Annotated in this window: 13 protein-coding genes; 5 read left to right on the top strand and 8 right to left on the bottom strand. The window is 68.2% G+C overall.

The window, feature by feature from the left end; all coding sequences use genetic code 11:
- Nucleotides 1-36: 36 nt before the first annotated feature.
- On the top strand, nucleotides 37-1302 hold the full coding sequence (lysA, locus tag QNI11_RS20945; protein ID WP_283981621.1) for a diaminopimelate decarboxylase: 1266 nt from the start codon (nucleotides 37-39) through the stop codon (nucleotides 1300-1302).
- Nucleotides 1303-1339: 37 nt separating this feature from the next.
- A complete protein-coding gene (locus QNI11_RS20940; RefSeq protein ID WP_283981620.1) occupies nucleotides 1340-3907 on the top strand; it encodes a TIGR02302 family protein in 2568 nt (855 codons plus the stop codon).
- Nucleotides 3908-4034: 127 nt separating this feature from the next.
- Here the strand turns inward: QNI11_RS20940 and arfB are convergent, their stop codons facing one another.
- From arfB to QNI11_RS20905, 7 genes are all read right to left on the bottom strand, one after another.
- Entirely contained in the window at nucleotides 4035-4457 is a 423-nt protein-coding gene (gene arfB / locus QNI11_RS20935; RefSeq protein ID WP_283981619.1) for an alternative ribosome rescue aminoacyl-tRNA hydrolase ArfB, read from the bottom strand.
- Nucleotides 4458-4646: 189 nt separating this feature from the next.
- Nucleotides 4647-4808 carry a hypothetical protein gene (locus QNI11_RS20930; RefSeq protein WP_157814961.1) on the bottom strand — a complete coding sequence of 54 codons (162 nt, stop codon included), beginning with the start codon at nucleotides 4806-4808 and terminating at the stop codon, nucleotides 4647-4649.
- A gap of 33 nt (nucleotides 4809-4841) precedes the next feature.
- A complete protein-coding gene (locus QNI11_RS20925; RefSeq protein ID WP_283981618.1) occupies nucleotides 4842-5474 on the bottom strand; it encodes a queuosine precursor transporter in 633 nt (210 codons plus the stop codon).
- Between the two features lie 103 nt (nucleotides 5475-5577).
- Nucleotides 5578-6480, bottom strand: a complete 903-nt coding sequence (locus QNI11_RS20920) for an esterase-like activity of phytase family protein (protein ID WP_283981617.1) — start codon at nucleotides 6478-6480, stop codon at nucleotides 5578-5580.
- Nucleotides 6481-6490: 10 nt separating this feature from the next.
- Nucleotides 6491-7408, bottom strand: coding sequence for a penicillin-insensitive murein endopeptidase (gene mepA / locus QNI11_RS20915; RefSeq protein ID WP_283981616.1), 918 nt, complete (start codon nucleotides 7406-7408; stop codon nucleotides 6491-6493).
- Nucleotides 7409-7436: 28 nt separating this feature from the next.
- A complete protein-coding gene (locus QNI11_RS20910; protein WP_283981615.1) occupies nucleotides 7437-8804 on the bottom strand; it encodes an MFS transporter in 1368 nt (455 codons plus the stop codon).
- 153 nt (nucleotides 8805-8957) lie between these two features.
- Nucleotides 8958-9506 carry an acyl-CoA thioesterase gene (locus tag QNI11_RS20905; protein ID WP_100928602.1) on the bottom strand — a complete coding sequence of 183 codons (549 nt, stop codon included), beginning with the start codon at nucleotides 9504-9506 and terminating at the stop codon, nucleotides 8958-8960.
- Nucleotides 9507-9643: 137 nt separating this feature from the next.
- Between QNI11_RS20905 and QNI11_RS20900 the strand changes: the two genes are divergently transcribed.
- From QNI11_RS20900 to yaaA, 3 genes are all read left to right on the top strand, one after another.
- Complete coding sequence (locus tag QNI11_RS20900; RefSeq protein ID WP_100928601.1) at nucleotides 9644-9931, top strand: YggT family protein; 288 nt, start codon at nucleotides 9644-9646, stop codon at nucleotides 9929-9931.
- A 157-nt stretch (nucleotides 9932-10088) separates the two neighbouring features.
- A complete protein-coding gene (gene recQ / locus QNI11_RS20895) occupies nucleotides 10089-12149 on the top strand; it encodes a DNA helicase RecQ (protein ID WP_283981614.1) in 2061 nt (686 codons plus the stop codon).
- A 35-nt stretch (nucleotides 12150-12184) separates the two neighbouring features.
- Nucleotides 12185-12964 carry a peroxide stress protein YaaA gene (gene yaaA, locus QNI11_RS20890; RefSeq protein WP_283981613.1) on the top strand — a complete coding sequence of 260 codons (780 nt, stop codon included), beginning with the start codon at nucleotides 12185-12187 and terminating at the stop codon, nucleotides 12962-12964.
- A 13-nt stretch (nucleotides 12965-12977) separates the two neighbouring features.
- Here the strand turns inward: yaaA and QNI11_RS20885 are convergent, their stop codons facing one another.
- The gene (locus QNI11_RS20885) at nucleotides 12978-15503 is read right to left on the bottom strand and encodes a response regulator (RefSeq protein WP_283981612.1); all 2526 of its coding nucleotides are present in this window, start codon (nucleotides 15501-15503) and stop codon (nucleotides 12978-12980) included.
- Nucleotides 15504-15573: the final 70 nt, after the last annotated feature.

The following is a 15573-nucleotide window of genomic DNA, read 5'->3' as shown; positions in this document are numbered from 1 at the left end:
CGCTAAAGCGGCCCCGTTTGCATGGAGGGCGGCGCCTTGGATCATTTCCTGTATCGCGACGGTGAGTTGTTTGCCGAGGACGTCCCCGTCGCGGAGATCGCGCGGGCGGTGGAGACGCCGTTCTACCTGTACTCCCACGCGACGCTGGTGCGGCATTTCCGGCTGTTCGACGAGGCGCTGTCCTGGGGTCCGCACATGGTGTGCTACGCCGTGAAGGCGGCGTCGAACCAGGCGATCCTGACGGCGCTGGCTGCCGAAGGCGCGGGCATGGACGTGGTGTCCGGCGGGGAATACGCGCGGGCCAGGGCCGCCGGCGTGCCGGGAGACCGGATCGTGTTTTCCGGGGTGGGCAAGACGCGCGGCGAGATCCGCGCGGCGCTGGAAGGCGGCATCCGGCAGTTCAACGTCGAGAGCGAGCCGGAGATGCAGGTGATTTCCGAGGTCGCCTCGTCGATGGGCGTCGTGGCGCCCATCGCGGTGCGGGTGAACCCGGACGTCGATGCAAAGACCCATGCGAAGATCGCCACCGGCAAGAGCGAGAACAAGTTCGGCATCCCCATCGCGCGGGCGAAGGAAGTCTATGCCGAGGCGGCGGCCCTGCCGGGGCTGAAGGTCGTGGGCATCGACGTGCACATCGGGTCGCAGCTGACGCAGCTCGAACCGTTCGAGATGGCCTATCGCAAGGTCGCGGAGCTGACGGAGGTGCTGCGCGCCGAAGGGCACACCATCGAGCGGCTGGATCTTGGCGGCGGACTGGGCATCCCCTACGCGCGGTCGAACGAGGCGCCGCCGCTTCCCACGGATTACGGCACGATGGTGCAGCGCACGGTCGGGCACCTGGGCGTCGAGGTGGAGATCGAGCCGGGGCGGCTGATCGCGGGGAACGCGGGCATCCTCGTCAGCCGGGTGATCTACGTGAAGAACGGCGAGGGGCGGGATTTCCTGATCCTCGACGCGGCGATGAACGACCTGATCCGGCCCGCCATGTACGACGCCTATCACGACATCGTGCCGGTGATCGAGGCGGAGGCCGGGGTGGAGCAGGTGGCCTACGACGTGGTCGGGCCGGTCTGCGAGACGGGCGACACCTTTGCCACGGGGCGGACCATGCCGCCGCTTGCGTCCGGCGACCTCGTGGCGTTCCGGTCGGCGGGCGCCTATGGCGCGGTGATGTCGAGCGAATACAACACCCGTCCGCTGGTGCCCGAAATCATGGCAAAGGGCGATCAATTCGCTGTCATCCGGGCGCGGCCGAGCTTTGACGACATGATAAATCGCGATACTGTTCCTGAATGGTTGTGAGCTATCCTGCGCGCAGCCGACCCTTTGGAGGCGCGTTATGGCTCGACCTGAACCGCAACACACCCCCGTCACAGGACTGATCCGCTGGCCGCTGCGCCTGACCCGTCTGGGCATGGTGGCGGAGGCGATCACCCGTGCGTTCTGGCCGCTGTGGTCCGTGGTCTTCGTCGCGCTGGCATTGCTGATGCTGGGCCTGCAGGACGAGGTGGCGACGGAATGGGTCTGGGCGGCGGGCGCGGTGCTGGCCGTTGGCGGCGTGGCGGCGCTGGTGTTCGGGGTCCGGCGGATGCGCTGGCCGTCCGAGGGGGCGGCGCTGCTGAGGCTGGACCAGACGCTGAAGGGCAACCCGATCCAGGCATCGCTCGACCGGCAGGCGGTGGGCGCGGGCGACGCGGCCTCTCTGGCGGTGTGGCGCGCGCACCAGGCGCGGATGAGGGCGCGGCTGGCAGAGGCGCGGGCGGTGGAGCCGGACCTGCGCGTGTCGCGGGCCGATCCCTTCGCGCTGCGCTACGTGGCGGTGCTGTTCCTGTCGGTGGCGCTGCTGTTCGGGTCCTTCGGGCGCGTGCAGTCGGTCACCAACATGGGAATCGGCAACGGCACGGCGATGCAGGGGCCGGCGTGGGAAGGCTGGATGCAGCCGCCCGCCTATACCCGTCTGCCGTCGGTCTACCTCAACGACATCACCGACCCGGAGATCCAGGCGCCCGAGGGGGCGATGATCACGCTCCGGATGTATGGCGAGGTCGGTTCGCTGACGGTCGAGGAGACGGTCTCGGGCCGCACCCTGACCGACGAGGAGGCGCAGGACACGGCGCAGGACTTCGAGGTCGCCACCTCCGGGCGCGTGGCGCTGGACGGACCCGGCGGGCGCGAGTGGCAGGTGGCGATGATCCCCGACGCCGGGCCCGCGGTGCGGCGCGACGGCGATATCGAGGTGAGCTACGAGGGCGAGGCGCAGATCCCCTTCACCGCGGAGGACGACCATGGGGTCGTGATGGGCCGGGCGCGGATCGTGCTGGACCTGGCGGAGGTCGACCGGCGCTATGGCCGCGCGATCGAGCCGGAGGCGCGCGAGCAGATCGAGGTGCCGCTGCCGATGCCGGTGGCGGGCGACCGGACCTCCTTTACCGAGCCGCTGGTGGCGAATTTCTCGCTGCACCCCTGGGCGAACCTGCCGGTCAGGCTGGAACTGGAGGTCGAGGATGCGCGCGGCCAGACGGCGCTGTCGGAGCCGGAGGCGATCACCCTGCCGGGGCGGCGGTTCTTCGACCCCGTCGCGGCGGCGCTGATCGAGGAGCGGCAGGCGCTGCTGTGGAACCGCGAGAACGCGGGCTACACGGCGCAGATCCTGCGGGCGATCCTGAACCGGCCCGAGGACCTGTTCCGCAAGCAGGTGCAGGCCGAGCAGCTGAAGCAGATCCTGAACCGGATCGAGGCGCAGGCGATGATCGGCATGACCGACACGGCGCAGGAAGAGATCACGCAGGCGCTCTGGGATCTGGCGATCGAGCTGGAGGAAGGCGACCTCGAAGATGCGCGGCAGCGGATGCAGCGCGCGCAGGAGCGGCTGGAAGAGGCGATGAAGAACGGCGCCTCGGACCAGGAGATCGCCGAGCTGATGCAGGAGCTGCGCGAAGCGACCCGCGATTACATGCGGCAACTGGCGCAGCAGCAGGCGCGCGAGGGGAACCAGGGCCAGCAGCAGCAGATGGATCCGTCGCAGATGATGGAGATGACGCAGGATGACATCCAGCGCATGATGGACCGGATCCAGGAGCTGATGGAGGAAGGCCGGATGGCCGAGGCGCAGGAAGCCATGCGCCAGCTTCAGGAAATGCTGGAGAACATGCAGATGACCCAGGGCCAGGGGCAGGGCCAGTCCCCGGGCGAGCAGGCCATGGAGGGCCTGTCGGAGACGCTGCGCGACCAGCAGGAGCTGTCGGACGAGGCGTTCCGCGAACTGAACCAGGGTCAGCAGGGCCAACAGGGTCAGCAAGGCCAGCAGCAGGGGCAACAGGGCCAGCAGGGTCAGGGCCAGCCCGGAGAGCAGCAAGGGCAGGGCCAGGGCCAGCAGCAGGGCGAGAACGGCCAGGGCGGCCAGCAGTCGCTGGAAGAAGGGCTGGCTGAACGGCAGCGCGCCCTGCGCGACGAGCTGAACCGCCAGCGGTCGAACCTGCCGGGGCAGGGCTCTGAAGCGGGTGAAGAGGCCGGACGCGCGCTGGAGCGGGCCGAAGGCGCCATGGACGGTGCGGAACGCGCGCTGCGCGAGGGCGAGCTGGGCGAGGCCATCGACCAGCAGAGCCAGGCGATGGAAGCGCTGCGCGAGGGTCTGCGGAGCCTTGGCGAGGCCATGGCCGAACAGCAGAACCAGCGGTCCGGCGAGCAGGGCTTTGCCGAGGGCGGCGACCCGCAGGAACAGCAGGACCCGCTCGGGCGGAACTCCGGCACCACGGGCCGGGTCGGCACCGACGAGGGCCTGTTGCAGGGCGAGGACGTGTATCGCCGCGCCGAGGAACTGCTGGGCGAGCTGCGCAAGCGGTCGGGCGAGACGGAGCGTCCGCAGGTGGAACGCGACTACCTCGAACGGCTGCTGGACCGCTTCTGATCCGATGTGACCTGGCGGTGCGCGCTGACGCGCGCGCTGCCTGTCTCGTCGGCGGCCTTCGGCCTTCTCCTCGGGGTGTCGCGGGCGATTACCGGAAGGCGAAAGGCCCCGGGCCGGTGCGGTGCCGTCAGTTCTCGGGATCGACCTTGCCGCGCAAGGCCTTCACGTCGCCGCGCTGCTTCTTTGCGGCGAGGCGGCGTTTCTTGCTTCCCAGCGTTGGCTTCGTGGGGATGCGGCGTTTGGGTTTGCGCGTGGCTTCGAGGATCAGCTCGGCCAGACGGTCGCGGGCGATCTCGCGGTTGCGGGCCTGGCTGCGGGTCTCGTCGACCTGAAGGACGACGGCGCCCTCCTTTGTCCAGCGGCGGCCGGCAAGACGGCGCAGGCGCGCCTTCACAGGGCCGGGCAGGTTGGGGGAGCGGTCCGCCTCGAACCGCAGTTCGACGGCGGTCGAGACCTTGTTGACGTTCTGGCCGCCGGGGCCGGAGGAGCGGATGAACTGTTCGGTCAGTTCCCAGTCCTCGATGGTGATCTGGTCGGTGATGCGCAGCATGGCAGGAAGCATAGGGCAGAGGTGACAATCTAAAAGGGCCGCCTGCGTTAAGGCGACCCTTCGAGAATTACGGAGGCGGGGCCGGTTAGGCTTTGCCAACTCGGGGAAATGTTACCCCAGGGATTGCCCTAGGTTGCCTTTCCTCGAACTGTTCCGACACCTCTCTCCAATGCTTCTCTAGACACTGGATCACCTCCTTTCAGCTGTTTCAAACGCTTGCTCAGGCGTGGTGCGGTTCAGGCTCTGCTCGTCCGCCTCACGCAAGATGATGGTGGCATGGGATATCCTCACCACAAAGTCTTTTTTGCAATCGCGGTGCATTTTTGGTGACCGTGCTGCATCAAGCAGCACGGCCCCTTTATCCACAGGGTCTTCGGGGGTGCGTCAGGCGGGCTGCGTGACCCGGGTGACGATCATCCGGAAGGGGATCAGCGCGATCAGCGCGAGGGTCAGTTTCACCAGCCAGTCGGCCACGCCGAGCGACACCCAGAGCGGCACCACCGGACCGGCACCCAGGAGGGGCAGCGTCTCGTTCGCCCAGGACACGTCTTTGCCCGGCTCGATGAAGGTGAGCGCGCCGGAGAAGGCGACGGTGAAGAAGATCGCGGTGTCGAGCGAGGAGCCCACCAGCGTCGACGCCAGCGGCGCGCGCCACCAGCGGCCTTCGCGCAGGCGGTCGAAGATCGCCACGTCCATGAGCTGAGCCGTCAGGAAGGCGAGGCCGGAGGCGATGGCGATCCGCAGAGTCACCGCCGGGTAGGTGTAGCCGTCGCCCTGCAGCATGATCTGCGTGCCGATCAGCGAGCAGATCACGCCCACGACGAAGCCCGCGAAGACCACCTTGCGGGCGGGTCCCGCTCCGTAGATGCGGTTCATCAGGTCGGTGACGAGGAAGGCCAGCGGGTAGGTGAAAGCCCCCCATGTCAGCCACTGGCCGAACAGGAACTGGACGAGGATGTTGGAGGCCAGCACGATGGCGGCCATGGCAAGGATGCCGGGAAGGTAGGCGCGGTTCATTGTGATACCCGTTTTTGACAAGGTTGCGGGGACTTGTTCCGGTCAGGGCCGGACCGGGGGCGTATAGGCCCGCGCGGCGAGTCTGGCAAGGGAAAAGCCGGGGTCAGTGGGTGACCCGGTACTCCACGAACTCGGTGCGCTGAAAGCCGTTGAAGTTGTTGTCGGAGACCATCGTCAGCCGGATCGTGCCGGTGGTGTCGCGCCAGACGGAGAGACCTTCGAGGTTGCCGTGGACCAGCGAATGCGTGGCCAGAAGGGTTTCGTCGTGGGTCACGTGGTCGCCCTGCAGCGTCAGCCGCCGCACGCGGGACCGGAAGGCGATGCCGCTGAATTCACGTTCCAGCAGGTAAAGCGCGCCGTCGGGTCCGAAGTCGGCGCCCACGGGCAGGAAGTTGCCGCGGCGCAGGATGGTGAACGGCTGGCTCCAGTCCCCGGTGCGCGGATCGTAGCGGAAGACGGGGAAGGGCCGGGTGAGCTTGCCGGAGCGTTCGGGCAGGGTATAAAGCCGCCCGCTGTCGTCGATTGCCAGCGTTTCGAGGCTGGAATTGGCCTGCATCTTGGGGAAGGTCCTGCGGTCCGAGAGGGGCTGTGTCGGACCCTCGGGCGGGAAGGCCCAGACGCGGTGGTGCGCCTCGAACGAGACGTAGGCGGTGCCGTCGGTGCCCAGGGCCAGCCCCTCGGAATCGGCCATGGCGTCGACCACGGGCTGTCCTTCGAGGTCGCGCAGGGGATCGGCGGAGGTGACGGTGGCCGCCACCAGCCGCCCGTCGTCCGCGCGGCGGAAGGTGCCGCGCAGGATCATGCCGCGGTCGGTGATCGTGGTGAACGCGGTGCCGTCATCCGACACCTCGAGGCCGGAGAAGCCGCCCTGGTGATGCTCTCGCTCATGCCAGAGCAGGCTGCCCGTGTATTTCGCGTGGGCGGTGGGCGTTGCCGCCATGGCCCAGCCGATGGCGAGCGCAAGGCCCGCCACCGCGGTCGCGCCGCGCAGGAATGTCATGCGCATGGCGGGCCTGTCAGTTGGAGGCGAGCACGGCGGCGCAGGCGTTGGGCAGGTCGCCCAGCGTCAGTTCACGCTTCGGCGGTGCGGGTTTCGCGTTCGGGTCCGGCGGCGGCGGGTTGAGAATGTTGTTCACCCACTGCTGCGCGTCGGCGCAGCCGTCGCCCGGCGGCGGGGCGGCCTGGTCGACGCAGCCCACGGCCCCCTTCGGGCAGCTCAGCCGGACGTGGAAGTGGTAGTGATGGCCCCACCACGGACGGACCTTGCGCAGCCAGGCGCGGTCGCCCTTTTCGTCGTTGCACATCTTCACCTTGGCGCCGGGGAAGACGAAGATCCGCGCCACGCGGGGATCGGAGGCGGCGGCCTTGATGATCTCGTGGTGCGCCTTCGTCCAGTTGTTGTTGGTGTAGGCGCCCGAGGAGCGGCGCAGCGAGATCGACGAGATGTTTTCGCGCGCGCGTTCGGAGAGGTTCAGGTCGTCGGCGGGCAGCATCCAGATGTCGGCGTCGAGGCCGATCTGGTGGCTGGCGTGGCCGGTCAGCATCGGTCCGCCGCGCGGCTGGCTCATGTCGCCGACGTAGATGCCCTTCCAGCCGGGCTGCTGCGCGGCTTTCTTCGACAGGTCCTGGATGTAGTCGACCAGCTCGGGGTGGCCCCAGTTGCGGTTGCGGCTGAGGCGCATGGCCTGCCAGGTCGGGCCGGTCTCGGGCAGTTGCGCGCCGCCGGCGAGACAACCCTTCGAATAGGACCCATAGGGCGCGGAGGACTGCCCGGAGGCGTCGCGCTTGGCGCCGAAAAGCTGCTTGGCCTGCTTCGAGGACAGGACGGGATCGACCGCGACCTGCGGCAAGGGCTCGCCCGAGATGTCGCGGGGTGTCGGGTTGCCGCAGGCGGCCAGCGCCAGCAGACCGAACATAAGGGTCTTGCGGATCATTTCACTGCTACTCCCTCCGGGGCTGTTTTCAGGGTACGTCGCCTTCCGGTTTCACCCAGACTAACAGAGCCAGCCCCAGAAGAAAGAGGAAGATCACCGGCAGGAACCCGAGTTGATTGGACTGGGTCCAGAGCGTGAAGACGGTGATCAGCGCGGGGGCGAGGAAGGCCGTGGCCTTGCCGGTCAGCGCGAACAGGCCGAAGGCCTCGGCCGGGCGGGCCGGATCGGAATGCCGCACCATGAGCGAACGGGAGGCGGAATAAAGCGCACCGCCCGCGCCGCCGATTATCGCGCCGCAGATGAAGAAGACGACATCGGGCACGGCGCTGCCCGGCGGCAGCGGGATCATGAACAGGTGTTCGCGCGACATGCCGACGATGATCGTGCAGACGACGATCAGCGACCAGATGCACCAGCGGATCACCGGCTTCGGGCCCACCCGTTCGTCGGCGATGCCGCCCAGCCAGCTGATGACCGCGGCGGCGATGGCGGCGATGATGCCGAAGACGCCGATCTGGATGATCGACCAGTCGAGCACGAGCGTCGCGTAGATCCCGCCGTAACTGTAGAGCGCGGTCAGCGCGTCGCGGTAGAACATCGAACTGACGAGGAAACTGGCGCAGGAGCGGCGGCGCGAGATGTTGACGATGCTGGCCTTCAGGTCCTTCAGCATCCGCCCCACGGTGGCGTCGGGGTTTTTCGGCACGCGCGGTTCGCGGTTCCAGATGAAGTAGGGGATCATGAAGAGCCCGAACCAGAGCGCGATGAACGGGCCGGTGAAGCGTGTGCCCTCGCGCCACTCCGGGTCGAGGCCGAAGGCGGGGGCGAGCCCGATCAGGGTCTTGCCGCTGTCGTTCTCGGCGAAGAACAGCAGGACGATGAACAGCGAGGCGACGCCGCCCCAGTAGCCGAAGGCGGTGGCCGTGCCGGAGATCCGCCCGATCTGCTGCGGCGTGCCGAGAGAGGGCAGGAGCGCGTTGTTCAGGTTGAAGGCGGATTCGGAGGCGACGAAGCCGATCCAGAAGGCGGCCAGCGCGAAGATCAGCCCGCCGCCGTCCGGCATGAGGATCCACAGCATCGAGGCCATGACCACGGCCAGCGTGGTGAAGCCGTAGATCCACGGCATCTTGCGCCCGGAGGTGTCGGCCCACGCGCCGAGGAACGGGGCGGAGATGGCGATGACCAGCCCGGCCACGGTCTGGGCGGAGGACCAGAGGCCCTGCGCGGAGGCGCGGGCGGCCTGATCCTCAAGCCCCTGCGCCATGTACCAGCCCGCGGCCACCGCGGCGAAATAGGGCGCGAAGACGAAGGTCAGGCCGAGCGTCGCGTAGGGCTGCTGCGCCCAGTCGAAGAACATCCAGCCCCAGATGCGTTTCCTGCCGATGGTGTCCTGCATCGCCCGTCTCCCCGTTTCGGCGCGATAGAACCCGGGCCGGGGGGGCGTGGCAAGGGCCGAGCTGGGGCGGAGTGAAACTCCGCCCTACGGGAGGGTGCGCACACGGGTCTGTCGCGCGCCGTTCCCCGGGCGGGGGGGTAGCGGACTTCTGCCTTACGCCGGGACGGTCCTGTGGGGCGGCCAGGGGCGCATGTCCTCTGCCTCCACCCATCTGGCGACCCAGTCGGGCAGCGCGGGCGCTTCCGACATGTCGACGCCCAGCGCCTTTGCCACGCGGTCGGTTGCCACGATGCCGTTGCGGTCGGTCAGCGCGGTGCGCACCACCAGTTGCGAGGTGCATTCGTCGCGCGAGTTCCACATGCTCTGCTCGATGTAGGTGAAGCGGCGGTCCCAGCCTATGAGGCGGGTCTGCATCTCGACCCGGTCGAAACCGCGCACCCGGCGGCGGTAGCGCACGACCGATCCGGCGACCGTCAGGCCCCAGCGCTCGCGCTTGAGCACCTCGAGCAGGCCCATGCGTTCGGCCATCGGGATGCGCCCGAGATCGTAGAGCGTCAGGGTGCGGCCGTTGTTGAGTTCGTTCCACATGTCGAGGTCCCACGGCATGCAGAGGTGGTGCGAGATGTGGGTGTCGAAGAGGCCCATGCGCGGCGCCTTGCGCGCGCGGGCCATGTCCTTGAAGAGTCGGATGAAGGGGTACATGGCAGTCCTGTCGTTTTCAGGACCGGGTGTGCGGGCATCGCGGCACCAGCGTCAACCAAGACCTCGCGGCACACTTGCCCTCTGCGGCCCGCATGCTTAGGTGTCCCGCAACCCGAGTGTTCGAGAGGCCCCAACAGATGACGTCGCTTTTCCAGATCCTGCTGCTGATCATCGGCATCGTGAAGTTCATCATCATCGCCCATGTCATCATGAGCTGGCTGATCAACTTCCAGATCCTGAACCTGCGGCAGCCGCTGGTGGCGTCGATCTGGGACGGTCTGAACCGTCTCTTGGAGCCGGTCTACAGCCGCATCCGGTCCTTCCTCCCGCAGATGGGCGGGCTGGATCTTGCGCCGCTGATCGCCTTCGTGGCGGTGATCGCCATCGAGATCGTGCTGCGCAACAACGCCATGGCCTTCTACTGAGGTATCGGGGAAGGGGCTCTGCCCCTCGGCCTGCGGCCTCACCCCGAGGTATTTCGTGCCAAGATGAAGGGCAGGGCGATCCGGGGTTGATTCATCGAATCTTAGTATGAGAATGTCGGGATAAGAGCAGATATAGACAATCCCGACAGGCTGGCCCATGCCCCGCGACACCGACGGCCCCTCCGTTCAGGCGCTTCTGAAGGACATTTTCGGCTTTGATGCCTTTCGCCCCGGACAGGGCGAGATCGTGGAGGCCGTGGCGGCGGGCGAGAACGTGCTGGCCATCATGCCGACGGGCGGGGGCAAGTCCCTGTGTTTCCAGTTGCCCGCGCTGGTGCGACCGGGGGTGACGGTGGTCATCTCGCCGCTGATCGCGCTGATGCGGGACCAGGTGCGCGGGCTGCGGGAGGCCGGCGTTGCCGCTGGGGCGCTGACCTCCGGCAACACGCAGGAAGAGACCGATGCGGTCTGGGACATGCTGCACGCGGGCGAGCTGAAGCTTCTGTACCTGGCGCCGGAGCGGCTGGCGGGGGCTGGCACGCAGCGGATGCTGGCGGAGGCGGGCGTGTCGCTGATCGCCGTGGACGAGGCGCATTGCGTGAGCCAGTGGGGCCACGATTTCCGCCCCGACTACCTGCGGATCGGCGAGCTGCGGCGCGCGCTGGGCGTGCCGCTGGCGGCCTTCACCGCCACGGCGGACGTGGAGACGCAGGAGGAGATGGTCAGCCGCCTGTTCGACGGCGCGGCGCCCCGGACCTTCCTGCGCGGCTTCGACCGGCCGAACATCCATCTGGCTTTCCAGCCGAAGGACGGGCCGCGGGCGCAGGTGCTGGGCTTTGCCGGCGCGCGGCGCGGGCAGTCGGGCATCGTCTATTGCGGGACGCGGGCCAAGACCGAGGGCATCGCGCGGGCGCTGCGCGAGGACGGCCATTCGGCCTGTCACTATCACGGCGGGATGGAGGCGGACGACCGGCGCCATGTCGAGGAGCGCTTTGCCCGCGAGGACGGTCTGATCGTCTGCGCGACGGTGGCCTTCGGGATGGGGGTCGACAAGCCGGACATCCGCTGGGTTGCCCATGCGGACCTGCCGAAGTCGATCGAGTCCTACTACCAGGAGATCGGCCGCGCCGGGCGGGACGGGGCGCCGGCGGAGACGATGACGCTTTACGGGCCGGAGGACATCCGGCTGCGGCGCACACAGATCGACGAGGGCATGGCCCCGCCGGAGCGGCGGCAGGCGGACCACGGCCGGCTGAACGCGCTTTTGGGGCTGGCGGAGGCGCTGGGATGCCGGCGGCAGGCACTGCTGGCGTATTTCGGCGAGACGGCGGAGCCCTGCGGCAACTGCGACCTGTGCGACACGCCGCCCGAGGTCTTCGACGGGACGGAGGCGGTGCGCAAGGCGCTGTCCGCCGCGCTCAGGACGCAGGAGAGTTTCGGCGCGGGCCACCTGATCGACATACTGATGGGCAAGGACACCGACAAGATCACCCAGCGCGGGCATGACGCGCTGCCGACCTTCGGCGTCGGCAAGGACCTGTCGAAGGGCCAGTGGCAGGCGGTGTTCCGGCAGATGATGGGGCGCGACCTGATCCGCCCCGATGCGGAGCGGCACGGCGCGCTGGTGATGACCGACCGCGCCTTGCCGATCCTGCGCGGCGAGGAACGGATTTCGCTGCGCAAGGACGTGCTGAGCAAGGCCGCCGACCGGCGTCCGGCGGTGAAGGCGCTGGTGTCGGAAGAACATGCGCCCATGTTCTCGGCGCTGAAGGCGAAGCGGACGGCGCTGGCGCGCGAGGCGCAGGTGCCGCCCTACATGATCTTCCCCGACCGCACGCTGATCGAGATGGCGGAGAACCGGCCCGCCACGCTGGACCAGATGGCGGCGATCAACGGGGTCGGCGCGAAGAAGCTGGAAAGCTACGGGCGCGCCTTCCTCGAAGTGCTGACCGGCGCGGCCGAAGAGGTGCATCCGGTGCGGCTGCGGGTCGCGGCGCGCGGGGCGGGATCGGTCTATGACGCGCTGCTGGAATGCCAGGCGCGGCTGGTGCGGGGCGAGGACGGGACGGAGAAACCGCTGTCCTGCACGGCGTCGTCGCTGGCGAAGCTGGCCGAGGCGCGGCCCGACAGCGAGGCCGGGATCGAACGGCTTCTGGGCGACAAGCGGGCGGAGCGGTTCGGCGCCGCCTTTCTGGACGTGCTGCGCGCCGTGGACTAAGTGCCCATCCGGACGGCGCGATTGGGGGATTTGACATGCTCGTGACGATTTCACCGGCCAAGCGGCTGGACTGGACGGAGCGGTCGGTCGCGATGACCGAACCGAAGTTCGAGGCGGATGCGCAGCGGCTGGCGAAGACCGCGCGCAACCTGACCCTGCGGGACCTGAAGGGGCTGATGGACCTGTCGGACGACCTGGCAAAGCTGAACCGGGACCGGTTCCGCGCCTTCACCGACACGCCCGGACCGGAAGACCTGCGGCCCGCCGCGCTGGCCTTTGCGGGCGACACCTACATGGGGCTGGAGGCCGGGTCGCTCGACCCGGAAGAGCTGGACTGGGCGCAGGATCACCTGCGGATCCTGTCGGGGCTTTACGGCGTGCTGCGGCCGCTCGACGGGATACAGGCCTACCGGCTGGAGATGGGGTCGCGGCTGAAGACGCGGCGCGGGGCGAGCCTTTACGACTACTGGCGCGACCAGATCGCGAAAGACCTGCGCGCGGAGGCAGAGGCCCTGGGCACCGATACGCTGGTGAACTGCGCCAGCCAGGAATACTTCGGCGCGGTGCCGGAGAAGGCGCTGGGGCTGCGGATCGTCACCCCGCAATTCATGGAGATGAAGCCCGGCGGCCCGAAGATCGTCAGCTTCTTCGCGAAGCGGGCGCGGGGCGCGATGGCGCGTTTCATCATCCAGCGGCGGCTGACCGATCCGGCGGGGATCGTCGATTTCGACCTTGGCGGCTACCGTTTCCAGCCCGGGATGTCGGAACCGGACCGCCCGGTGTTCCTGCGCAGCGAAGAGGCGATGGCAGCCTGACCTGCGCGCCTGCCTATTCGGCGGCGTCGCGCGTGGCGGGGCGCGGCGCGTAGGTGTCGATCATCGCGGCCAGTTCGGACTTGCGCAGCGGCTTCGTGAGGTAGTCGGTCAGCCCGGCCTCGAGGATGCTTTCGCGGTCGCCCTCCATCGCGTGGGCGGTGACGGCGACGATGGGCACGGGGGGGGTGCCGCCCTCCAGCCGACGGATTTCGCGGGTGGCCTGCTTGCCGTCCATGCGCGGCATGGAAATGTCCATGAAGATCAGGTCGGGCCGCCGGTAGCGGAAGGCATCGACCGCCTCCACCCCGTTGTTGGCGAAGCGCAGGGCCACGGGGAAGTCCTTTGTCATCTTCCGCATGACAAGCTGGTTGGTCTTGTTGTCCTCAGCGACCAGCACGTCGAGCAGCGGCTGCGCGACCGGCGTTCGCCCGGAGCGGAGCGGCGCGGGCGGCATCGCGGGCAGCGGCGCGGTCTCATGCACCTTTTCGAGCGCGTCGAAGAGGGTGCGGCGCGGCACGGGTTTCTGCAGCACCGCAAGGACGCTGTCGGCGGTGCCGTCGGGCAGGTGGGCGGGCTGGTCGGCGAACAGGATCACCGGCAGGCCCGGGCGGCCGTGCCGGAGCTGCCGGGCCAGTTCGACGCCGGTCATGTCGGGCAGGTCGTATTCCACCATCAGCAGGTCCGGCGCGTCCTGCAGCGCGTCGATGGCTTCCGACCCGGTGGTGCAATAGGTGATCTCCAGCCCCAGCATCGCCAGTTGCTTGGTCAGGATGGCGCGGTTGGGGCCGTAGTCGTCGACGACGAGGATGCGTTTCAGGTGGCGCGGCAGTTGCGCCGCCTCGTAGACCGGGTTTTCGTCGGTCTGGAGCATGATGCGCAGGCCGAAAAAGCTGCCCCGGCCCAGCTCGGAATCCACCCAGACCTCGCCGTCCATCAGCTCCACCAGGCGGCGGGTGATGGCGAGCCCGAGGCCGGTGCCCTCGAACTTGCGGTTGCGCTCGTCCTCCACCTGGTTGAACTCGCCGAAGACGTGCTCGACCTTGTCGGGCGGGATGCCGATGCCGGTGTCCTCCACCGTGATGTGGACCGCAGTGCGGCCGCCGTCCTCCATCACGCCGACGACACGGACCAGCACGTAGCCCTGCACGGTGAACTTGACCGCGTTGCCCAGTAGGTTGGTCAGGATCTGGCGGATGCGGCCGGGGTCGCCGACGAAGTGCGTGGGCAGGAACATGTCGTAATCGACCAGAAGCGCGATGTCCTTGTCGCGCGCGGTGGGCTGGAGAAGCATCACCACCTCGTGGATCGCGCGTTCCAGGTCGAAGGGTTCGGGGTGCAGTTCGAGCTTTTCCGCCTCGATCTTCGAGTAGTCGAGGATGTCGTTGATGATCACCAGCAGCGCCTCGCCGGACGAGCGGATGGTGTCGGCATAAAGCCTTTGTTCATCGTCGAGGTCGGTTTCGCGCAGCAGGTCGGCCATGCCCACGACGCCGTTCATCGGGGTCCGGATCTCGTGGCTCATGTTGGCGAGGAAGGCGGACTTTGCGCGGTTGGCGGCCTCTGCCCGGGTCGTCGCTTCCTTCAGGCGCTGCTGGTCTTCCTTGATCTGGGTGATGTCGACGCGCAGGCCGACGCGCCCGCCGTCCGTGGTTTCCCGTTCGTAGATGCGCAGCCAGCGGCCGTCTTCGAGCTGCTGCTCATGCTCGACCTCGGACGAGCGGTGCTTGATCAGGCGGTCCTCCAGCCACTCCTCCTCCCGTCCCACGGCTTCGGCGTATTGCCCGTGGGCCAGGCCGTAGCGCAGGATCTCCTCGAAGGTGGCGCCGCGGACCATCGCCGGGGCGCTGGCCTTGTAGTAGTCGCGGTAGGGCTGGTTGCACATCAGCAGCCGGTCCTCGGAATCGTAGATCACGAAGCCGTCGGGCAGTTCCTCGACCGCGGACCACATGCGCATGAGGTCGGTGATGTCGACGGACAACGAGACGATGCCGCCGTCGGGCAGGTGACGTTCGCGGACCTTCACGAAGCGCCCGTTCCAGAGCCTGAGCGTGGTGTTTGGGATCGGGTCCTGCGCCCACCGGGCCAGCATCCTGAGCTGCCAGCCCTTCGGGTCCTCGCCCTGCAGGTCGACCAGCCCTTCCTCGACGAGGGTGGCGAGGATCTCGGCGTAGGGCACGCCCGGCACGACGTGGTCGAGCCCGTCGAACATGGACAGGTAGGCGGGGTTCGCCAGCTCCAGCCGCCGGTTTTCGTCGAACATGGCGAAACCGTCGCGAATCGTCTCCATCGCGGACCAGAGCTGTTCGGTGACGACCTCGATCTTTTCCGTCGCCTGGCCCAGTTCCTGCACGACGCGCTTGTGCTGGCTGCGGACCTCTGCCACCTCGTGACGGGTTTCGCGGATCTCGTGGCTGAGCTTCAGTGCATGATCGCCGAGGCGCTTGTTCGCTTCGAACAGCTCCTTCTGCTTCAGCTCGAGCAGGCGTTCCGCAGCCAGACGCGCGCGCCTTTCCTCGGCCAGACGATCCGCCAGATCCATCCGCTGCCCTCCAGGTCCGCGCGCACTCTTGCCCGGTGGTGGTGAAGATCGGCTTAAGGCCATGCTTTCA

Source organism: Sagittula sp. MA-2, from assembly GCF_030126985.1.
Classification (GTDB): domain Bacteria; phylum Pseudomonadota; class Alphaproteobacteria; order Rhodobacterales; family Rhodobacteraceae; genus Sagittula.
Note: the sequence above shows the minus strand (reverse complement) of the source record. Positions and strands in the feature narration are given on the sequence as shown.